13 protein-coding genes, 1 tRNA gene and 1 other RNA gene are annotated in these 16,025 nt (G+C 70.5%); 12 read left to right on the top strand and 3 right to left on the bottom strand.

What is annotated here, in order from left to right; translation table 11 throughout:
* Window positions 1–35: 35 nt before the first annotated feature.
* Together FHU35_RS15500 and FHU35_RS15495 are read left to right on the top strand one after the other, a co-directional pair.
* Window positions 36–374 carry a GatB/YqeY domain-containing protein gene (locus tag FHU35_RS15500; RefSeq protein WP_246110342.1) on the top strand — a complete coding sequence of 113 codons (339 nt, stop codon included), beginning with the start codon at window positions 36–38 and terminating at the stop codon, window positions 372–374.
* A gap of 117 nt (window positions 375–491) precedes the next feature.
* On the top strand, window positions 492–2,291 hold the full coding sequence (locus tag FHU35_RS15495) for an endonuclease/exonuclease/phosphatase family protein (RefSeq protein WP_145740233.1): 1,800 nt from the start codon (window positions 492–494) through the stop codon (window positions 2,289–2,291).
* Window positions 2,292–2,293: 2 nt separating this feature from the next.
* On the opposite strand, the gene FHU35_RS15490 is transcribed toward FHU35_RS15495, so the two are convergent.
* Both FHU35_RS15490 and FHU35_RS15485 read right to left on the bottom strand, forming a co-directional pair.
* On the bottom strand, window positions 2,294–3,655 hold the full coding sequence (locus tag FHU35_RS15490) for an FAD-binding oxidoreductase (protein ID WP_186459447.1): 1,362 nt from the start codon (window positions 3,653–3,655) through the stop codon (window positions 2,294–2,296).
* 150 nt (window positions 3,656–3,805) lie between these two features.
* Window positions 3,806–3,891: transfer RNA gene (locus tag FHU35_RS15485), tRNA-Ser, on the bottom strand.
* Window positions 3,892–4,012: 121 nt separating this feature from the next.
* Between FHU35_RS15485 and ffs the strand changes: the two genes are divergently transcribed.
* Window positions 4,013–4,107: signal recognition particle sRNA small type (gene ffs / locus FHU35_RS15480), an RNA gene on the top strand.
* Between the two features lie 59 nt (window positions 4,108–4,166).
* On the top strand, window positions 4,167–6,473 hold the full coding sequence (locus FHU35_RS15475; RefSeq protein WP_145740228.1) for a DNA polymerase III subunit gamma and tau: 2,307 nt from the start codon (window positions 4,167–4,169) through the stop codon (window positions 6,471–6,473).
* A gap of 6 nt (window positions 6,474–6,479) precedes the next feature.
* On the opposite strand, the gene FHU35_RS15470 is transcribed toward FHU35_RS15475, so the two are convergent.
* Entirely contained in the window at window positions 6,480–8,282 is a 1,803-nt protein-coding gene (locus FHU35_RS15470) for an alpha/beta hydrolase family protein (RefSeq protein ID WP_145740226.1), read from the bottom strand.
* Between the two features lie 219 nt (window positions 8,283–8,501).
* Here FHU35_RS15470 and FHU35_RS15465 point away from each other — a divergent pair, with 219 nt between their 5' ends.
* From FHU35_RS15465 to FHU35_RS29315, 8 genes are all read left to right on the top strand, one after another.
* Window positions 8,502–8,822 carry a YbaB/EbfC family nucleoid-associated protein gene (locus FHU35_RS15465; protein ID WP_222429403.1) on the top strand — a complete coding sequence of 107 codons (321 nt, stop codon included), beginning with the start codon at window positions 8,502–8,504 and terminating at the stop codon, window positions 8,820–8,822.
* A 16-nt stretch (window positions 8,823–8,838) separates the two neighbouring features.
* Window positions 8,839–9,435 (top strand): recombination mediator RecR, encoded by a 597-nt coding sequence (gene recR, locus FHU35_RS15460; protein ID WP_145740223.1) that lies wholly within the window; start codon window positions 8,839–8,841, stop codon window positions 9,433–9,435.
* Between the two features lie 328 nt (window positions 9,436–9,763).
* Entirely contained in the window at window positions 9,764–11,458 is a 1,695-nt protein-coding gene (locus FHU35_RS15455; RefSeq protein WP_145740221.1) for an ABC transporter substrate-binding protein, read from the top strand.
* 83 nt (window positions 11,459–11,541) lie between these two features.
* Window positions 11,542–12,552: an ABC transporter permease gene (locus FHU35_RS15450; protein WP_145740219.1), complete on the top strand. Its 1,011-nt coding sequence runs from the start codon at window positions 11,542–11,544 to the stop codon at window positions 12,550–12,552.
* 6 nt (window positions 12,553–12,558) lie between these two features.
* Window positions 12,559–13,491: an ABC transporter permease gene (locus tag FHU35_RS15445; protein WP_145740217.1), complete on the top strand. Its 933-nt coding sequence runs from the start codon at window positions 12,559–12,561 to the stop codon at window positions 13,489–13,491.
* 12 nt (window positions 13,492–13,503) lie between these two features.
* Window positions 13,504–14,502, top strand: a complete 999-nt coding sequence (locus FHU35_RS15440) for an ABC transporter ATP-binding protein (protein WP_145740215.1) — start codon at window positions 13,504–13,506, stop codon at window positions 14,500–14,502.
* 144 nt (window positions 14,503–14,646) lie between these two features.
* Window positions 14,647–15,756 carry an ABC transporter ATP-binding protein gene (locus FHU35_RS15435; RefSeq protein ID WP_145740212.1) on the top strand — a complete coding sequence of 370 codons (1,110 nt, stop codon included), beginning with the start codon at window positions 14,647–14,649 and terminating at the stop codon, window positions 15,754–15,756.
* A gap of 88 nt (window positions 15,757–15,844) precedes the next feature.
* Complete coding sequence (locus FHU35_RS29315) at window positions 15,845–16,021, top strand: hypothetical protein (RefSeq protein ID WP_186459445.1); 177 nt, start codon at window positions 15,845–15,847, stop codon at window positions 16,019–16,021.
* Window positions 16,022–16,025 lie beyond the last annotated feature (4 nt).

Genomic DNA, 16,025 nt, shown 5'->3' with positions numbered 1-16,025 from the left:
GAGAGCGGTGTGGTGGCCGCTCTACCGTCCTGGCCATGTCCCTTCGAGTCCAGATGCGGCGGGCGCTCACCGAGGCGATGCGCGCTCGCGACCGGAACGCCGTGAACGCGCTGCGCGCGACGCTGGCCGCCGTGGACAACGTCGAGGCCGTCCCGCTGGACGAGGTCGAGCTCAGCGCCGTCGCGGACGGTCCGGTCCGCGCGGGCACGACGGAGGTCGCGCGGCGCGAGCTCGACGACGAGGCCGTGGCGGGCATCGTGCGCGCGGAGGCTGACGAGCGCCTGGCGGCCGCGGCGCAGCTGTCCGCGGCTGCGCAGGAGGACCGCGCGGCCCGGTTGCGGGCCGAGGCCGACGTTCTGGCCGGTCTTCTCTGAAGCAACGGCCGGTGATCTTGGCGAGTTCTGCTCAGGGCCTTCGGTGTTCACCTCGTCGTCGAGTTGGCTGGTTAGCGTCCGCGTTGATCGGCTCTTCGACTTCAGGGGGAACGCGACGTGCGCGTCTTGCCGTTGATCGCCACGGGTCTGCTCGTCACCGCCATCTCGCCTGCTGCGGCCTCGATCGCGGCCGCTCAGCAGGCCGTCCGCGTCCACGACATCCAGGGCACCACGCGGGTCTCGCCGCTCGACGGGCAGCGGGTGAGCGGGGTGACCGGCGTGGTCACCGGGGTTCGGGCGGCCGGATCGGCGCGCGGGTTCTGGTTCCAGGACCCGCAGCCCGACGCCGATCCGCGCACGAGCGAGGGCCTGTTCGTCCACACCGAGGAGCAGACGCCGCAGGTCGCGGTGGGCGACGCGGTCGCGGTCACCGGGACGGTCGCGGAGCACTACCCGACTTCCGGTGACCAGACCCCGGAGAACACGCCGAACCAGTCGGTCACCCAGCTGACCGGGGCGACGTGGCAGGTCAGCGGTACCGGGGCGATCCTGCCCGAGGTGCTGACCGAGGACGCGGTGCCGGTCGAGCACGCGCCCGCCGACGGGGCCATCGACTCGCGCGAGCTCGAACCCCAGCGCTTCGCCCTCGACTTCTACGAATCCCGCGAGGCCATGGTGCTGCGGGTGGACGACGCGCGCGTGGTCGGACCGACCGACGAGTACCGGTCGCTGTGGATCACCAGCAAGCCCGCGCAGAACGCCAACGAGCGCGGCGGCACCACCTACACCGGCTACGCCGACGCCAACGCGGGACGGCTCAAGGTCGAATCGTTGCTGGCCGACGAATTCCCGTCGGCAGCGGTCGGCGACCGGTTGCGGGGCAGCACCTCCGGTCCGCTGGACTACAGCTCCTTCGGCGGGTACGTCCTGGAAGCGGGGCAACTGGGGTCGCACGTCCCCGGCGGGCTGCGGCCGGAGACGACCCGCGCGCAGCAGGACGACGAGCTCGCCGTCGCCACCTACAACGTGGAGAACCTCGACCCGGCCGACGAGCAGGCCAAGTTCGACCGGCTCGCGCAGGGCGTCGTCGGGAACCTCGCGGCACCCGACGTCCTGGCCCTGGAGGAGGTCCAGGACAACACCGGCGCCACCGACGACGGCGTGGTCGCCGCCGACGAGACGCTGCGGCGCTTCACCGACGCCATCGCCGCCGAGGGCGGGCCGCGCTACCAGTGGCGGCAGATCGACCCCGGCAACAACGCCGACGGTGGCGAACCCGGCGGCAACATCCGGGTGGCGTTCCTGTTCAACCCCGCCCGGGTGTCGTTCGTCGACCGGCCCGGGGGCGATGCGACGACACCGGTCGAGCCGGTGGCCGACGGCGACCGGGCCGCGCTGACCGTCTCACCCGGCCGGATCGACCCGGCCAACCCGGCCTGGACCGACAGCCGCAAGCCGCTCGCCGGTGAGTTGCTGTTCCACGGCCGGCCGGTCTTCGTGGTCGCCAACCACTTCAGCTCCAAGGGCGGTGACCAGCCGCTGCACGGGCGCTTCCAGCCGCCGGCCCGGTCTTCCGAGCAGCAGCGCACCGAGCAGGCGAAGGCCGTGCGCGGGTTCGTCGACCAGGCCCTCGCCGTCGATCCGCAGGCCTCGGTCGTGGTGGCCGGGGATCTCAACGACTACGGCTTCTCCCCGGCGCTCGCACCGCTGACCGAGGCCATGACCGCGCCGGCCGACGCGCTGCCGCCGGTGGAGCGCTACAGCTACGTCTACGAAGGCAATTCGCAGCAGCTCGACCACATCCTGCTGACCGGGCCGCACACCGCCGACTACGACATCGTGCACGTCAACGCCGAATTCCCCGATCAGATCAGCGATCACGATCCGCAGGTCGTCCGGCTCCGCGCCGCGGAGTGACGTCAGGGCCCGATGTTCTGGTTCAGGTGGAACAGGTTCCCCGGGTCGTAGCGCCGCTTGATCTCGGCGAGCCGGTCGTAGTTGTCGCGGTAGTTCGCCTTGACGCGCCCCTGGTCGTCGCCCGCCATGAAGTTGACGTAGCCGCCTTCCTCGGAGTGCGGAGCGGTCGCCGCGTAGTAGTCGCGCACCCAAGCGGTGTTCGCCTCGTTGTCGGCGGGGTTGGGCCACATGCCGGCGATGACGGTCGCGAAGTTCGCGTCCCGGTAGGCGAAAGCCGTCTCGTCCTGGGAAACCCGGTGGCACGCACCGTTGATCGGGTAGATGTGCACCGTCGAGTTCACGACCGGCACCCGCGGCCCGTGCTCGACGTGCGCGGCGATCATGTCGTCGGTGAGCTCCGCGGCGAAGTTGGCCTTCCAGTAGTGCTGCAAGCCTGGCGGGACCAGGGCGTCGAAGGCGGAGTTCAGCGCCGGGTAGGGCATCGGACCGAGGTGTTCGGCGGCCACCGGCGCCAGGTCCCGCAGCGCGGCCACGGCTCCGGGGCCTTCCTCCACCGGTCCCGACCAGCAGGTCACCACGGCGATGTGCGGGACGCCGTGGCGGTGCTCGGGGATGAACGGCAGCGGCGGGGCGATCTGGAACGCGGGGAACGCCCCGAGCTCTTCGGGCGCGTCGGCGATCAGCTCGCGGAACCCGCGCAGCACGTCCGCCGCGTGCTCGACGTCGAAGAAGATCGGGCCGCCGTAGATCTCGCTCACCGGGCTCAGCCGGTATTCGAACGACGTCACAGCGCCGAAGTTGCCGCCGCCACCGCGCAGCGCCCACAGCAGGTCGGTGTTGTGCTCCTCGTCGGCGACCACGACCTCGCCGGAGGCCAGCACGACGTCGGCGGAGATGAGGTTGTCGCAGGTCAGGCCGAGCCCGCGAGCCAGGTATCCGATGCCGCCGCCGAGGGTGAGCCCGCCGATGCCGGTGGTCGAGATGATGCCGCCGGTGGTCGCCAGCCCGTAGGCGTGCGTGGCCGCGTTGAAGTCGCCCCAGGTCGCGCCGCCCTCCGCGCGGGCGGTCCGGCGCTGGGCGTCGACGCGCACGCCGCGCATCCCGGACAGGTCGGCCACGGCGCCGCCTTCGCAGGTGCCGAAACCGGGCACGCTGTGCCCGCCGCCGCGCACCGCGAGGTCCACCCCGTTCTCGCGGGCGAAGCCGACGGCCGCCAGCACGTCACCGGCGTTGGCGCAGCGCATCACCACCGCGGGGTGCAGGTCGATCATCGCGTTGTGAACCCGCCGGGCCTCGTCGTAGTCGTCGTCCGGCGGGGTGATCACCGGGCCTCGGACCTGTTCTCGCAGTCGTTCGATCGTCATGGCCACGACAGCCGCCCCCGCTCCGCTTCCGCACGTTCGCCTCGTGGAGAACCGTGCGACCGATTCGGGGCGCTGCACAGAGACGTTCGGCCCGGGAAGGGGCGGAAACGCAGAAGAGCCCCGGACCGCTGGTCCGGGGCTCTTCGCGAGCGGAGGATACGGGATTCGAACCCGTGAGGGCTATGAACCCAACACGATTTCCAATCGTGCGCCTTAGGCCGCTCGGCCAATCCTCCGTGCGGAAGCCTAGCAGGGGGTTTCGGCGCGATCCGTGGGGGGCCCGAGGGATCGCGGTCCCGGTGGTGGGCGTCTCAACCCCCGGTTCGACGGCGCCCGCGCCGGTCTGGGTACACTGTCCGTGGACCTCGTGCGGCGTCCATCCTGTGAACTCCCCCAGGGCCGGAAGGCAGCAAGGGTAAGCGGGCTCTGACGGGTGCACGGGGTCCCCTTACTTTCCAGGGGAAGCTCACCCTGGTCCGAGTTGTCAGTCCGACCGCGTAGGGTTCCGACCGTGGCGCTCGCCCTTTACCGCAAGTACCGTCCGGCGACCTTCGCTGAGGTCGCCGGGCAGGAACACGTCACCGAGCCGTTGCGGACGGCGCTGGCCGCCGGGCGGATCAACCACGCCTACCTGTTCTCGGGCCCGCGCGGCTGCGGCAAGACCTCCAGCGCGCGCATCCTGGCCCGGTCGCTGAACTGCGCGCAGGGGCCGACGGCGGATCCGTGCGGTGAGTGCGACTCCTGCGTGTCGCTCGCTCCCGAAGGGGGCGGCAGCGTCGACGTCGTCGAGCTCGACGCGGCCAGCCACGGCGGTGTCGACGACACCCGCGAGCTGCGGGACCGCGCGTTCTTCGCGCCGGCCCAGTCGCGGTACCGGATCTTCATCATCGACGAGGCCCACATGGTCACCACGCAGGGCTTCAACGCTCTGCTGAAGATCGTCGAGGAGCCTCCGGAACACCTGATCTTCGTGTTCGCCACCACCGAGCCGGACAAGGTGCTGACCACCATCCGCTCTCGGACGCACCACTACCCGTTCCGGCTGATGCCGCCGGGCGTGATGCGCGAGCTGGTGGAGCGGATCTGCACCGACGAGGGCGTGACGGTCGAGCCCGCGGTGTTCCCGCTGGTCATCCGGGCCGGTGGCGGTTCGGCGCGCGACACCCTGAGCGTGTTCGACCAGCTGCTGGCGGGCGCCGGGGACGAGGGCGTCACCTACGAGCGCGCCGTCGCGCTGCTCGGGGTCACCGACGTCGCGCTGATCGACGACATGGTCGACGCCCTCGCGGCGGGCGACGCCGCGTCGGTCTACGGCACGGTCGAGCGGCTGGTCGAAGCCGGGCACGACCCGCGTCGCTTCGGCTCCGACCTGCTCGACCGCCTGCGCGACCTGGTGCTGCTCAGCTCGGTTCCGGACGCGGGCGCGCGCGGCCTGGTGGAGACCGCGGGCGACGAGCTGACCCGGATGCAGCAGCAGGCCGAGCAGCTGGGCGCGGCCACGCTGTCCCGGTTCGCCGAGATCGTCCACACCGGACTCTCCGAGATGCGCGGCGCCACCGCACCGCGCCTGCTGCTGGAACTGCTGTGCGCGCGGATGCTGCTGCCGGCCGTGTCGGACTCGGAAACCGCTCTGCTGCAACGGATCGAGCGCGTCGAGCGCCGGATGACGATCGCGCCGGGCGACGCTCCGGCCGCGGAACCCGGTGCTCCTGCTGCGGTTTCGGGTGACGGCGACAAGCCGAAGCGGGTCTTCCAGCGACCGCACGAGCGGGCCGCCGCTGACACCGCCCAGCAGGCCGAGGCGCCCGCGGAGCCGGAAACCCCTGCTGCGCAGGAGAAGGCCGCGCCGCAGCGCCCAGCCGCGCAGGCCGAATCGACGCCCGCAGCCCCACCGGCACCGGCCCAAGCCGCTCCAGCTCAGCCGGCGCAACCGGCACCGGCCCAGCCGGCGCAGACCCAGCGCCCGGCCGAGCCGCAGCGCCCCGAGCCGCAGCAATCGCCCGAACCGGCTTCGGAGCCCGCGCAGCCCGCGGCTTCGGAGCCCGCGCAGCCCGCGGCTTCGGCCCCGAGCGGCTTCGACGCGGCCGCGGTGCGGCGGGTGTGGACCGACGTGCTGCAAGGCGTCGCGAAGCGGAACCGGCCGACGCAGGCCTTGCTGCTCAACGCCACCGTGCAGGACCTCAACGATGGCGTCCTGGTGCTGTCGATGCCGACGTCAGGGCTGGTCAAGCAGCTCGCGCAGCAGCGGCGACTGGACTTCGTCCGGGAATCGCTGCGCGAGGTCGTCGGCGGCGAGTGGGACATCCAGTGCGTCGAGGGCGGGGCCGCCCCGCCGGCCCGCCCGGCAGCGCCGAAGCAGCCGCCGCAACCACCGCAGCGTCCGCAGCGCCCGGAGCCCGCCGCCGAGCAGCGCCCGCAGGAGCCGAAGCCCTCCAGCGGCAACGGGCAGAGCAACGGGCAGGGCGCGAGCAACGGCAGCAACGGCCGGGGCGGCGGCGCGCAGCAGCGCAGCACCGGCGGTGCGCGAGGTGGTTCCATTCCGCGCACACCGGAGCCCGATGACATCCCGCCCCCGCCGGAACCTCCGGACGAGGAGCCCCCGCCGGACGACGTGCCGCCGCCTCCGGCGGATCCGCAGCGCCCGGAGCCCAAGCGCGCGGAGCCGCAGCCCCCGGCGCCGCCGGACGATGAGGACCCGGAGTCGATGCTGGCCGAGTCGTCCCCGCTGGAGGCGGGCGCGCGCGTCGGTCGCGACCCGGACAGGGCCGCGGTCGAGCTCTTCGAGCGGGAGCTGGGCGCCCGCCGCATCGAGGGCTGAGAAGCCTCAGCCGAGGCGGCGGGCCAGGAAGTCGAGCGCCTTCGGGTAGGCGTCCAAGCGGTTGGAGCGCTTGGCCAGACCGTGCCCCTCGTCGGGATAGACGTGGAACTCGCACGGAACCTCGTTGGCGCGCAACACTTCCACGATCTGCTCGGCCTCGGTCAGCGGAACTCGCGGATCGTTGGCGCCGTGCAGCACGAACAGCGGTGCGGTGATGGCCGAAGCGCGGGTCAGCGGGGACGCCTCGCGCAGGAAGTCCGCGTCGGTGGCGAGACTCCCGTACTCGCGTTCCCGGTGCGCCCGGCGGTAGGGCGCGGTGTTCTCCAGGAACGTCACCAGCGACGAGATGCCGACGATGTCGACCCCGGCGGCCCACAGCTCGGGTTGGAAGGCGAGCCCGGCCAGCACCATGTAGCCGCCGTAGGAACCGCCCCACAGCGCCGCCCGCGACGGGTCCACGCCCACCGCGGGCAGCCACCGGTGCAGGTCGGCGAGGTCGTCGACGGATTCGAGGCGATTGCGGGCGTCGTCGGCCGAGTACCAGTCCTTGCCGTAGCCGGTGGAGCCGCGGACGTTGGGGACCAGCACCGAGTGGCCTTGCGCGACCATCGCCTGCACCACCGGGTTGAAGGCGCGCACCGACTGGCTCTCCGGCCCGCCGTGGATGAGCAGCACCGCCGAGCCGTCCGGCTCGGCGGGGGAGTAGCGGAAGCACGGGATCTGCTGGCCGTCCCGGGCGGGAACCCGGTGCACGCTCGGTTCGGCCAGGCGCTCGCCGGCCAGTTGCGCGGCCGAGAAGGTGAGCGGTGTGCAGGTCCCGGTGGCGGTGTCGGCGAGCAGCACGTCCCCGGGAGCGGTGGGGGAGCTGAAGGAGATCGCCGCGAACCGCGAGTCCGGCGACCAGACGGGTTCGGGCAGCGGGTGGCCGCACCAGCCCTCGGTCGGCAGCACGAGGTCCCTCAGGTGTTCGCCGGTCGCCGCGTCGTGCAGCGCGGGCCGGTGCGATCCGTCGACGGCGGCCCAGACCAGGAGGGTCCGCCCGTTCGGTGACACCCGGCCGGTGAGGTCGTGTGAGGGGGAGGTGATCAGCCACGTCCGCTCGCCGGTGCGCGGGTCCAGCCGCGCGATGCCGGTGTGGTCACGCCCCGCATCGCTGGTCACGACCAGCCCGTCGGCGTGCCAGCCGGGCAGCAGGTGGCGGCCGTCCTCGTCGTGGGCGGTGATCTCGCGCAGCCGGTCGGCACCCGTCTCGGGCATGGTGTCGGCCAGGATCACCTGGTCCGACAGGGGTTTCGCGGCGGGCACGGTGATTCCGGCGAAGCGCGAGTCCGGGGAGAGGGAGACCTCGGCGACCATCCCGCCGCCGTCGTAGAGGACGTGTTCCTCGCCGGTGACGACGCTGCGGATCACCACGTCGAAGTCGACGCCGTTGCGGCGGTTGGTGGCGTAGACGATGCGGCCGGGGAGCACGTCGAGCAGCCGGTGCACGTGGTCCGTGTCGCGGACCAGCGGTTCCAGCTCGGACAGCCGGGCGGGCCTGGTCCGGCGATCGTCGAGGCGCAGCAGCGAGAGCTGGCCGCGCTCGTCGCCGTCGCTGTCGTGCTGCACCACCACGGCGCGCTCGCCGGGCAGGTAGCGCCCGGTCACCGCCCCCGGCAGGGCCGTCAGCTCGGTGCGCCGGTCGTCGGTGAGCTCCACGAGTTGCACGGATCCGGACTCGTCGCAGCCTGCGAGCACCCGTCCGTCATCGGCCACGTCGAACGCCCGCCAGGTGGTCAGCTCCAGCAGCCGCGTGATGTCCAGCGTCACGTGATCAGCCTTTCACGTCGTGTGATGACCGACCAAGAGCGGGAGGAGCCCGTCCGAGGGGTGCAGCCACCCCGCGGCGCCGCTGTTGTCCACCCGGACGCTCCGCAAGGTGAGTTCGGACCGGGAACGGGACACCCTCTACGCTGGTCTTGTGCCCCGCGCAGGGGTACTGACCCGGGCGAGGAGGAGTCAACGGTGCAGCCAGGTGGCCAGCCGAACATGCAAGAGATCATGGAACAGGCGCAGAAGATGCAGGAGCAGCTGATGTCTGCGCAGCAGGAGCTCGCCGATGCGGAGGTCACCGGGAGCGCCAGCGGTGGGCTGGTGACCGCGACGGTCACCGGTGCCGGTGAGCTCAAGGGTCTGGTGATCGACCCGAAGGCGGCCGATCCGGAGGACACCGAGACGCTCGCGGACCTGGTCGTCGCGGCCGTTCGCGATGCCAACCGCGCCGCGCAGGAGATGCAGGCCCAGAAGATGGGTCCGCTGACGGGTGGTCTGGGCGGCGGCCTGGGCGACCTCGGCCTGCCGGGCATGTGATTCGAGGCGAGTCGACGTGTACGAGGGTCCGGTACAGGATTTGATCGATGAGCTGGGACGGCTTCCCGGCATCGGTCCGAAGAGCGCGCAGCGCATCGCCTTCCACCTGCTGGCCGCCGAGCCGGCGGACGTGACCCGCTTGCAGGAGGTCCTGCAGCAGGTCAAGGAGGGCGTGGTGTTCTGCGACGTCTGCGGCAACGTCTCCGAGGAGACGACCTGCCGCATCTGCCGGGACGCCCGGCGGGACAAGACGCTGGTCTGCGTGGTGGAGGAGCCCAAGGACGTGCTCGCGGTGGAGCGCACCCGCGAGTTCAAGGGCCGCTACCACGTGCTCGGTGGTGCGCTGGATCCGCTGTCGGGCGTCGGACCGGATCAGCTCCGCGTCCGGGAGCTGCTGGCGCGGATCGGGACCGACGAGATCAGCGAGGTGATCGTCGCGACGGACCCGAACACCGAGGGCGAGGCGACCGCGACGTATTTGGTGCGGATGTTGCGCGACTTCCCGGGTCTGAACGTCACGCGGCTCGCTTCCGGACTGCCGATGGGTGGCGACCTCGAGTTCGCCGATGAATTGACGCTCGGCCGGGCGCTGTCCGGTCGGCGTTCGATGTAGTACGCGCGAACGTTTAAAACGCGAACAAATCAATAGCGAGAACGGCGGCGCCTTTCTTCTCGGACTCTCGGGAGGTCAGGCGCCGTCTTCGTGTCCGAGGAAACAAGTCGCCAGGGTCTTGACTGGGACGATTCCTTCCTCTATTCGCCCGCGCCTAGCGGAGAACTCGCAGTTCTGACAAGTCCCTTCTTCTGTCCGATTGCTCCCCGTTCGCTAAGGATCGCCTAAGTAGCGCGATCGTAACCTTGTTTGTTCCATTCCCCTCCTTTCGAGGGTTACTCTCACGGAACTCTGCTACCTATGGACACAAAACGGGTGGGTAAATCCAATGAGTAGAGCTCCATCGGCGCGGCGAAGCGGAACCCGCTCCTTGCGCCGGATCATCACCGTCGGCATCGCCTTCACCACGGCTGCGTCCCTGGCGGGCTGCGCGCAATCCGAACGCGGCTCGGGCGGCGGAGAAGGAGGCACCCTCACCTTCGGTGCAGCGGGTGCTCCGGACCTCTTCGACCCCTTCTACGCCTCTGACGGCGAGACCTTCCGCGTCACGCGCCAGATGATGGAGGGTCTGGTCGACTTCAAGCCGGGTTCGGTCGACGTCGAACCGGCGCTGGCCGAGAGCTGGGAGCACACCCCGGACGGCAAGACCTGGACGTTCAAGCTGCGCAACGGCGTGAAGTTCCACGACGGCACGGACTTCAACTCCGACGCGGTCTGCAAGAACTTCCAGCGCTGGTACAACCAGACCGGGGCCGGGCAGAACAACGCGCTGTCCTACTACTGGATCGAGAACTTCGGCGGCTTCGCCGACGGCAAGGCCCCCTCGTTGTTCCAGAACTGCGAGAACCCGGACCCCACGACCGCTGTCGTGCACCTGACCCGGGCGACCTCGAAGTTCCCCGACCTGCTGGGTCTCCCGTCGTTCAGCATGCAGTCGCCGACGGCGATGGAGCAGTACAAGGCCAACGACGTCAAGGCGCAGGGCGACAGCTTCGTCTACCCCGAGTACTCCAAGTCCCACCCGACCGGCACCGGGCCGTTCAAGTTCGACTCCTACGACCAGTCCAACGGCACCATCAAGCTGGTCCGCAACGACGGTTACTGGGGTGAGAAGACCAAGCTCAACGAGCTGATCTTCCGGATCATCCCGGACGAGACGGTCCGCAAGCAGGAGCTGGAGTCCGGCTCGATCGACGGGTACGACCTGCCCAACGCCGCGGACCTCAAGGCGCTGCGCGAAGCGGGCAACAACGTCCAGGTCCGCGACCCGTTCAACATCATGTACCTGGGGATCACCCAGAAGAACAACCCGGCGCTGCAGAACCTCAAGGTGCGGCAGGCGCTGGCGCACGCGGTGGACCGCGAGACCCTGGTCAAGGCCAACCTGCCGGAAGGCGCGTCGGTGGCCACCCAGTACTACCCGGAGAACGTGGACGGCTACGCCAAGGACGTGCAGCAGTACCCGCACGACCCGGCCAAGGCCAAGCAGCTGCTCGCCGAAGCGGGCGCGTCGAACCTGACGGTGAACTTCTACTGGCCGACCGAGGTCACCCGGCCCTACATGCCGGACCCGCAGGGCATCTACAACGCCCTCGCCGAGGACCTGCGCGAAGCGGGCATCACCGTCAACCCGGTGAGCAAGCCGTGGAACGGCGGCTACATCGACGACGTCGACAACGCCAAGGCCGACATCTTCCTGCTCGGCTGGACCGGTGACTACAACACGCCGGACAACTTCATCGGCACCTTCTTCGGCACGCCGACCAACCGCTTCTACACCGCGGGCGCCCCGTGGGGCGAGGACCTGGCGGCGCAGCTGCGGGCGGCCGACTCCGAGCCGGACGAGGCCAAGCGCACCTCGATGTACCAGGACATCAACCGCAAGCTGCTGTCCGAGTACCTGCCCGCGGTCCCGCTGTCGCACTCGCCGCCGGCGATCGTGACGAGCCCCCGAGTCCAGGGTCTGGTGACCTCTCCGCTGACCGCCGAAGAGTTCGCTTCGGTGAGCGTCTCGGAGCAGTGATCCTCCGGCGCTCCGCGCGGGGCCGGTGCGGCCGGTTCCGCGCGGGCGCCTGGGCTCGCTGATTTGAACACGGGGGTTTTCGCGTGCTCCGCTTCACTGTCCGACGACTGGGCCAGCTCGTGCTGGTCGTCTTCGTCCTGTCGATGCTGCTGTTCGGCTGGCTGCGCATGCTGCCGGGCGGGCCGGTGTCGGCGTTGCTGGGCGACCGCGCCACACCGGCGGCGCGGGAGCAGCTCGAGAAGGCTCTCGGGCTGGACCAGCCGATCTTCGTGCAGTACTTCAAGTTCCTGGGCCGGGCGGTCACCGGTGATTTCGGCACGTCGACCGGGGTGCAGCGCGGTGACTCCGCGCTGGACGTCTTCGTCACGCGCTTCCCGGCGACGCTGGAGCTGTCGATCCTGGCGCTGATCCTGGCCGTGGCGATCGGCATCCCGATGGGATACCTCGCGGCCCGCAAGCGCGGCGGGTGGCTGGACAACCTGAGCATCACCTGGTCGCTGGTGGGCGTGGCGGTGCCGGTGTTCTTCCTGGCGTTCCTGCTGAAGTTCGTCTTCGCCATCGAGCTCGGCGCGCTGCCCGCGTCCGGGCGGCAGGACTCGGCGATCAACGCCACCCGCGTCACCGGCTTCTACATCCTCGACGGTCTGCTGACCCGCGAGTGGGACGCCTCCTGGAACGCGTTCGTGCACCTGATCCTGCCCGCCATCGCGCTGTCCACCATCCCGTTCGCGGTGATCTTCCGGATCACCAGGGCCGCGGTGCTCGACGTGATGGACGAGGACTACGTGCGCACCGCGCGGGCGAAGGGCCTGGGGCAGATGGTGATCCGGCGCAGGCACATCCTGCACAACGCGATGCTCCCGGTGGTGACGACGATCGGTCTGCAGACCGGTGCGCTGCTGGCGGGGGCGGTGCTCACCGAGAGGGTGTTCAACATCGCGGGCGTCGGGCAGGCGGTCGCGATCGGCTTCGAGCGCAAGGACTTCCCGGTGCTCCAGGTGGTCATCCTCGCCTCCGCGATGGTCTACGTGCTGGTCAACCTCGTAGTCGACCTCTCGTACGCGTTGATCGACCCACGACTGCGGACACGGTGAGGGACGATGGTGCTCAACACGCAGCGCAAGGACAAGCTGGACGCGCTGGCGGACACGGCCTCCGACGCAGGTGTCAGCCTGGCGGCGTCCGCCTGGCGCCGGCTGCGGCGCAACCCGGTGTTCATCGTGGGTGCGCTGGTCATCGTGGCGTTCGTGCTGCTGGCCCTGCTGGCGCCGCTGCTGGCGCCGCACGATCCGGCGCAGCGCCTGCTGGAATCGCAGGTCTCCCGCGCGGAGAACACGATTCCTCCGTCGCAGCCCGGATTCCCGCTCGGCGGTGACCAGTACGGCCGGGACCTGCTGTCCCGGCTCCTGCTGGGGTCGCAGCAGACGCTGCTGGTGGCGGTGCTGGCGACGGTGATCGGGCTCGGTGGCGGCCTCGTCCTCGGCTTGCTCGCGGGCGCGTTCGGCGGCTGGGTGGACTCGCTGGTCATGCGGATCGCCGACGTGATGCTGTCGGTTCCTTCGCTCCTGCTGGCGGTGTCGATCGGCGCGCTGTTCGCCGAGCAGACCCAGTTCACCGTGATCCTCGCGGTGGCGATCGTGCAGGTGCCGATCTTCGGGCGGTTGCTGCGCGGCACGATGCTGGCGCAACGAGCCAGCGACCACGTGCTGGCGGCGCGGGCGCTCGGGGTGAAGGAGAGCGCGATCGTGTTCCGGCACATGCTCCCCAACGCGCTCGGGCCGGTGATCGTGCAGGCCACGCTGGTGCTGGCGGTGGCCATCATCGACGCGGCCGCGCTGTCGTTCCTCGGTCTGGGCGCTGCCGACGACTCGGTGCCGGAATGGGGCCAGATGCTCGGCGGTGCGCAGAACATCATCGATTCGCATCCGCAGCTGGCGTTCTGGCCCGCGGGTTGCATCATCCTGGTCGCCTTCGGGTTCACGCTGGTCGGCGAGTCGTTGCGCGACGCGCTGGATCCCAAGCGACGCCGGTAAGGGGAGATGGCAATGGCACTGCTGGAAGTTCGCGACCTCTCCGTGGTCTTCGCCCGCAAGGGCGAGCCACCGGTGACCGCGGTCGACGGGATCTCCTTCGACGTCGAGCCGGGCAAGACCGTCGGCCTGGTCGGGGAGTCCGGCTGCGGCAAGTCGGTGACCTCGCTGGCGATCATGGGTTTGCTGCCGCCGCGCGGTGCGGAGGTCTCCGGGTCGGTGTCCTTCGACGGGGCGGATCTGCTGCAGCTGCCCAAGAAGGAGCTCGACGCCCGGCGGGGCAAGGACCTGAGCATGGTGTTCCAGGACCCGCTGACCTCGCTGAACCCGGTCGTTCCCATCGGGTTGCAGGTCTCCGAGGTCATCGAGCGGCACCGGGGGCTGCCTCGCAAGACGGCGATGCCCGAGGCCGAGGAGCTGCTGCGCAAGGTGGGCATCCCGGACCCGAACCGCAGGTTGAAGGAGTACCCGCACCAGCTCTCCGGCGGGATGCGGCAACGGGCGCTGATCGCGATGGCGCTGGCCTGCAAGCCTCGGCTGCTCATCGCCGACGAACCGACGACGGCCCTGGACGTGACGATCCAGGCGCAGATCCTCAAGCTGCTCTCGGAGCTGGTCGCCGAGACCGACACCGCGCTGATCATGATCACGCACGACCTGGGCGTGGTGGCCGGCCTGTGCGACGAGGTGAACGTGCTCTACGCGGGGCGCGTGGTGGAACGGGCGGCCCGGCACGAGCTGTTCGCCCGGCCCAAGCACCCCTACACCGCGGGTCTGCTCGCCTCGATCCCGAGGCTGGACTCGCCTCGCGGGCAACGCCTTTCGCCGATCACCGGTTCGGTGTCCGACAACATCCCGTGGGACTCCGGCTGCGCGTTCTGCCCGCGCTGCCCCAACGCCATCGAGATCTGCGAGCGCGAAACCCCCGAGGTGAGCATCGATGTCGGCGCGCGCCTGCTGCGCTGCCACAACCCGGTCCGCGAACCGATCACCAACAGCGTGGAGGCGTCATGAGCGAAAATTGTGCGCTCGTCGCTGATGTAAGCCGACCGGGTGCGGGTGCCCCGCAGGACGGAGGGGCGTCATGAGCGAAAACTGTGCGCTCGTCGCTCACGTGAGTCGACCGGGTGCGGGTGTCCCGCAGGACGGAGGGGCGTCATGAGCGAGAACGTGTCCGGTGCCGAGGAGAGCGGACCGGTGGACGCGACGAGCGACGAGGACGTGCTCGTCGAGCTCGACGACGTGAAGGTGCACTTCCCGATCAAGAAGGGCGTGGTGCTGGACCGGACGGTCGGCCACGTCTTCGCGGTCGACGGGGTGTCGCTGACCATCCGCCGCGGTGAGACCTACGGGCTGGTCGGGGAGTCCGGCTGCGGCAAGTCGACGCTGGGCCGGGCGGTGCTGCGGCTGGAGCAACCCACCGGAGGCAAGGTCGTCTTCTCCGGGACCGACCTGTCGGGCATGAGGGGCGAGAAGCTGCGCAGGATGCGGCAGCGGATGCAGATGGTCTTCCAGGATCCGCTGTCCTCGCTCGACCCGCGCCAGTCGGTGGAATCGCTGCTGGTGGAGGGGATGCGTGCGCACGGCATGGCCGGCGACAAGGCGTCCACCGACGAGCGGCTGCGCGAGCTGCTCGACGCCGTCGGGTTGCCGCCGACCGCGCTGCGCAAGTACCCGCACGAGTTCTCCGGCGGGCAGCGCCAGCGCATCGGCATCGCCCGCGCGCTCTCGGTCGGCCCGGAGCTGGTGGTGGCCGACGAACCGGTCTCGGCGCTGGACGTCTCGGTGCAGGCGCAGGTGCTGAACCTGCTGGAGGACCTGCAGGAGGAGTTCGGCCTGACCTACCTGGTGATCGCGCACGACCTCGCCGTGGTGCGCCACATCGCCGACCGGGTGGGCGTGATGTACCTGGGCGGGATCGTCGAGGAGTCCGCCTCGGACGACCTCTACGCGGAGCCGCTGCACCCGTACTCCAAGGCGTTGCTCTCGGCCGTTCCGGTGCCGGACCCGCAGGTCGAGGACGGCCGCGAGCAGATCCTGCTCTCCGGTGACCTGCCCTCGCCCGCGAACCCGCCGTCGGGCTGCCGCTTCCACACCCGGTGCCCGTGGCGGCAGGAGGAGCGCTGCGACACCGAGCGCCCCGCGCTCCGCGAGCTCGCGACCGGCCACCGGGTCGCCTGCCACTACGCCGAGCAGATCCGGGACGGCGAGATCGAGCCCCGCCAGGCCGGTCCGGAGGCGGTGGACCTCGTTCCGTCGCACTCGTGACCTGCCCGGACGAGGCGGGTTCTCGCTCGCCCGTTTCCCCGAGGCCTGCGTCCACATAGGATGCCCGGCTGGGGAAGGGAGTTCGCGCGTGAGGTACAGCAGTGCGCTCAGGTGCTCGGCGTGCGAGCACCGGGCGATTCTGGACGAGGTCGTCGCCACCCGGCTGGTCGCCGAGTCCCACGAGGTGTTGGTGCTCTTCGACTGCCCGGTCGGCAACGGCGTGCACGTCCGCAACCCTGATTTCGAGAAGGGCCCGGTGAGCTGACGAG

This window comes from Saccharopolyspora dendranthemae, assembly GCF_007829955.1.
In the GTDB taxonomy this organism is placed as follows: Bacteria; Actinomycetota; Actinomycetes; order Mycobacteriales; family Pseudonocardiaceae; genus Saccharopolyspora; species Saccharopolyspora dendranthemae.
This window is presented reverse-complemented; position numbering and strand designations above follow the sequence as displayed.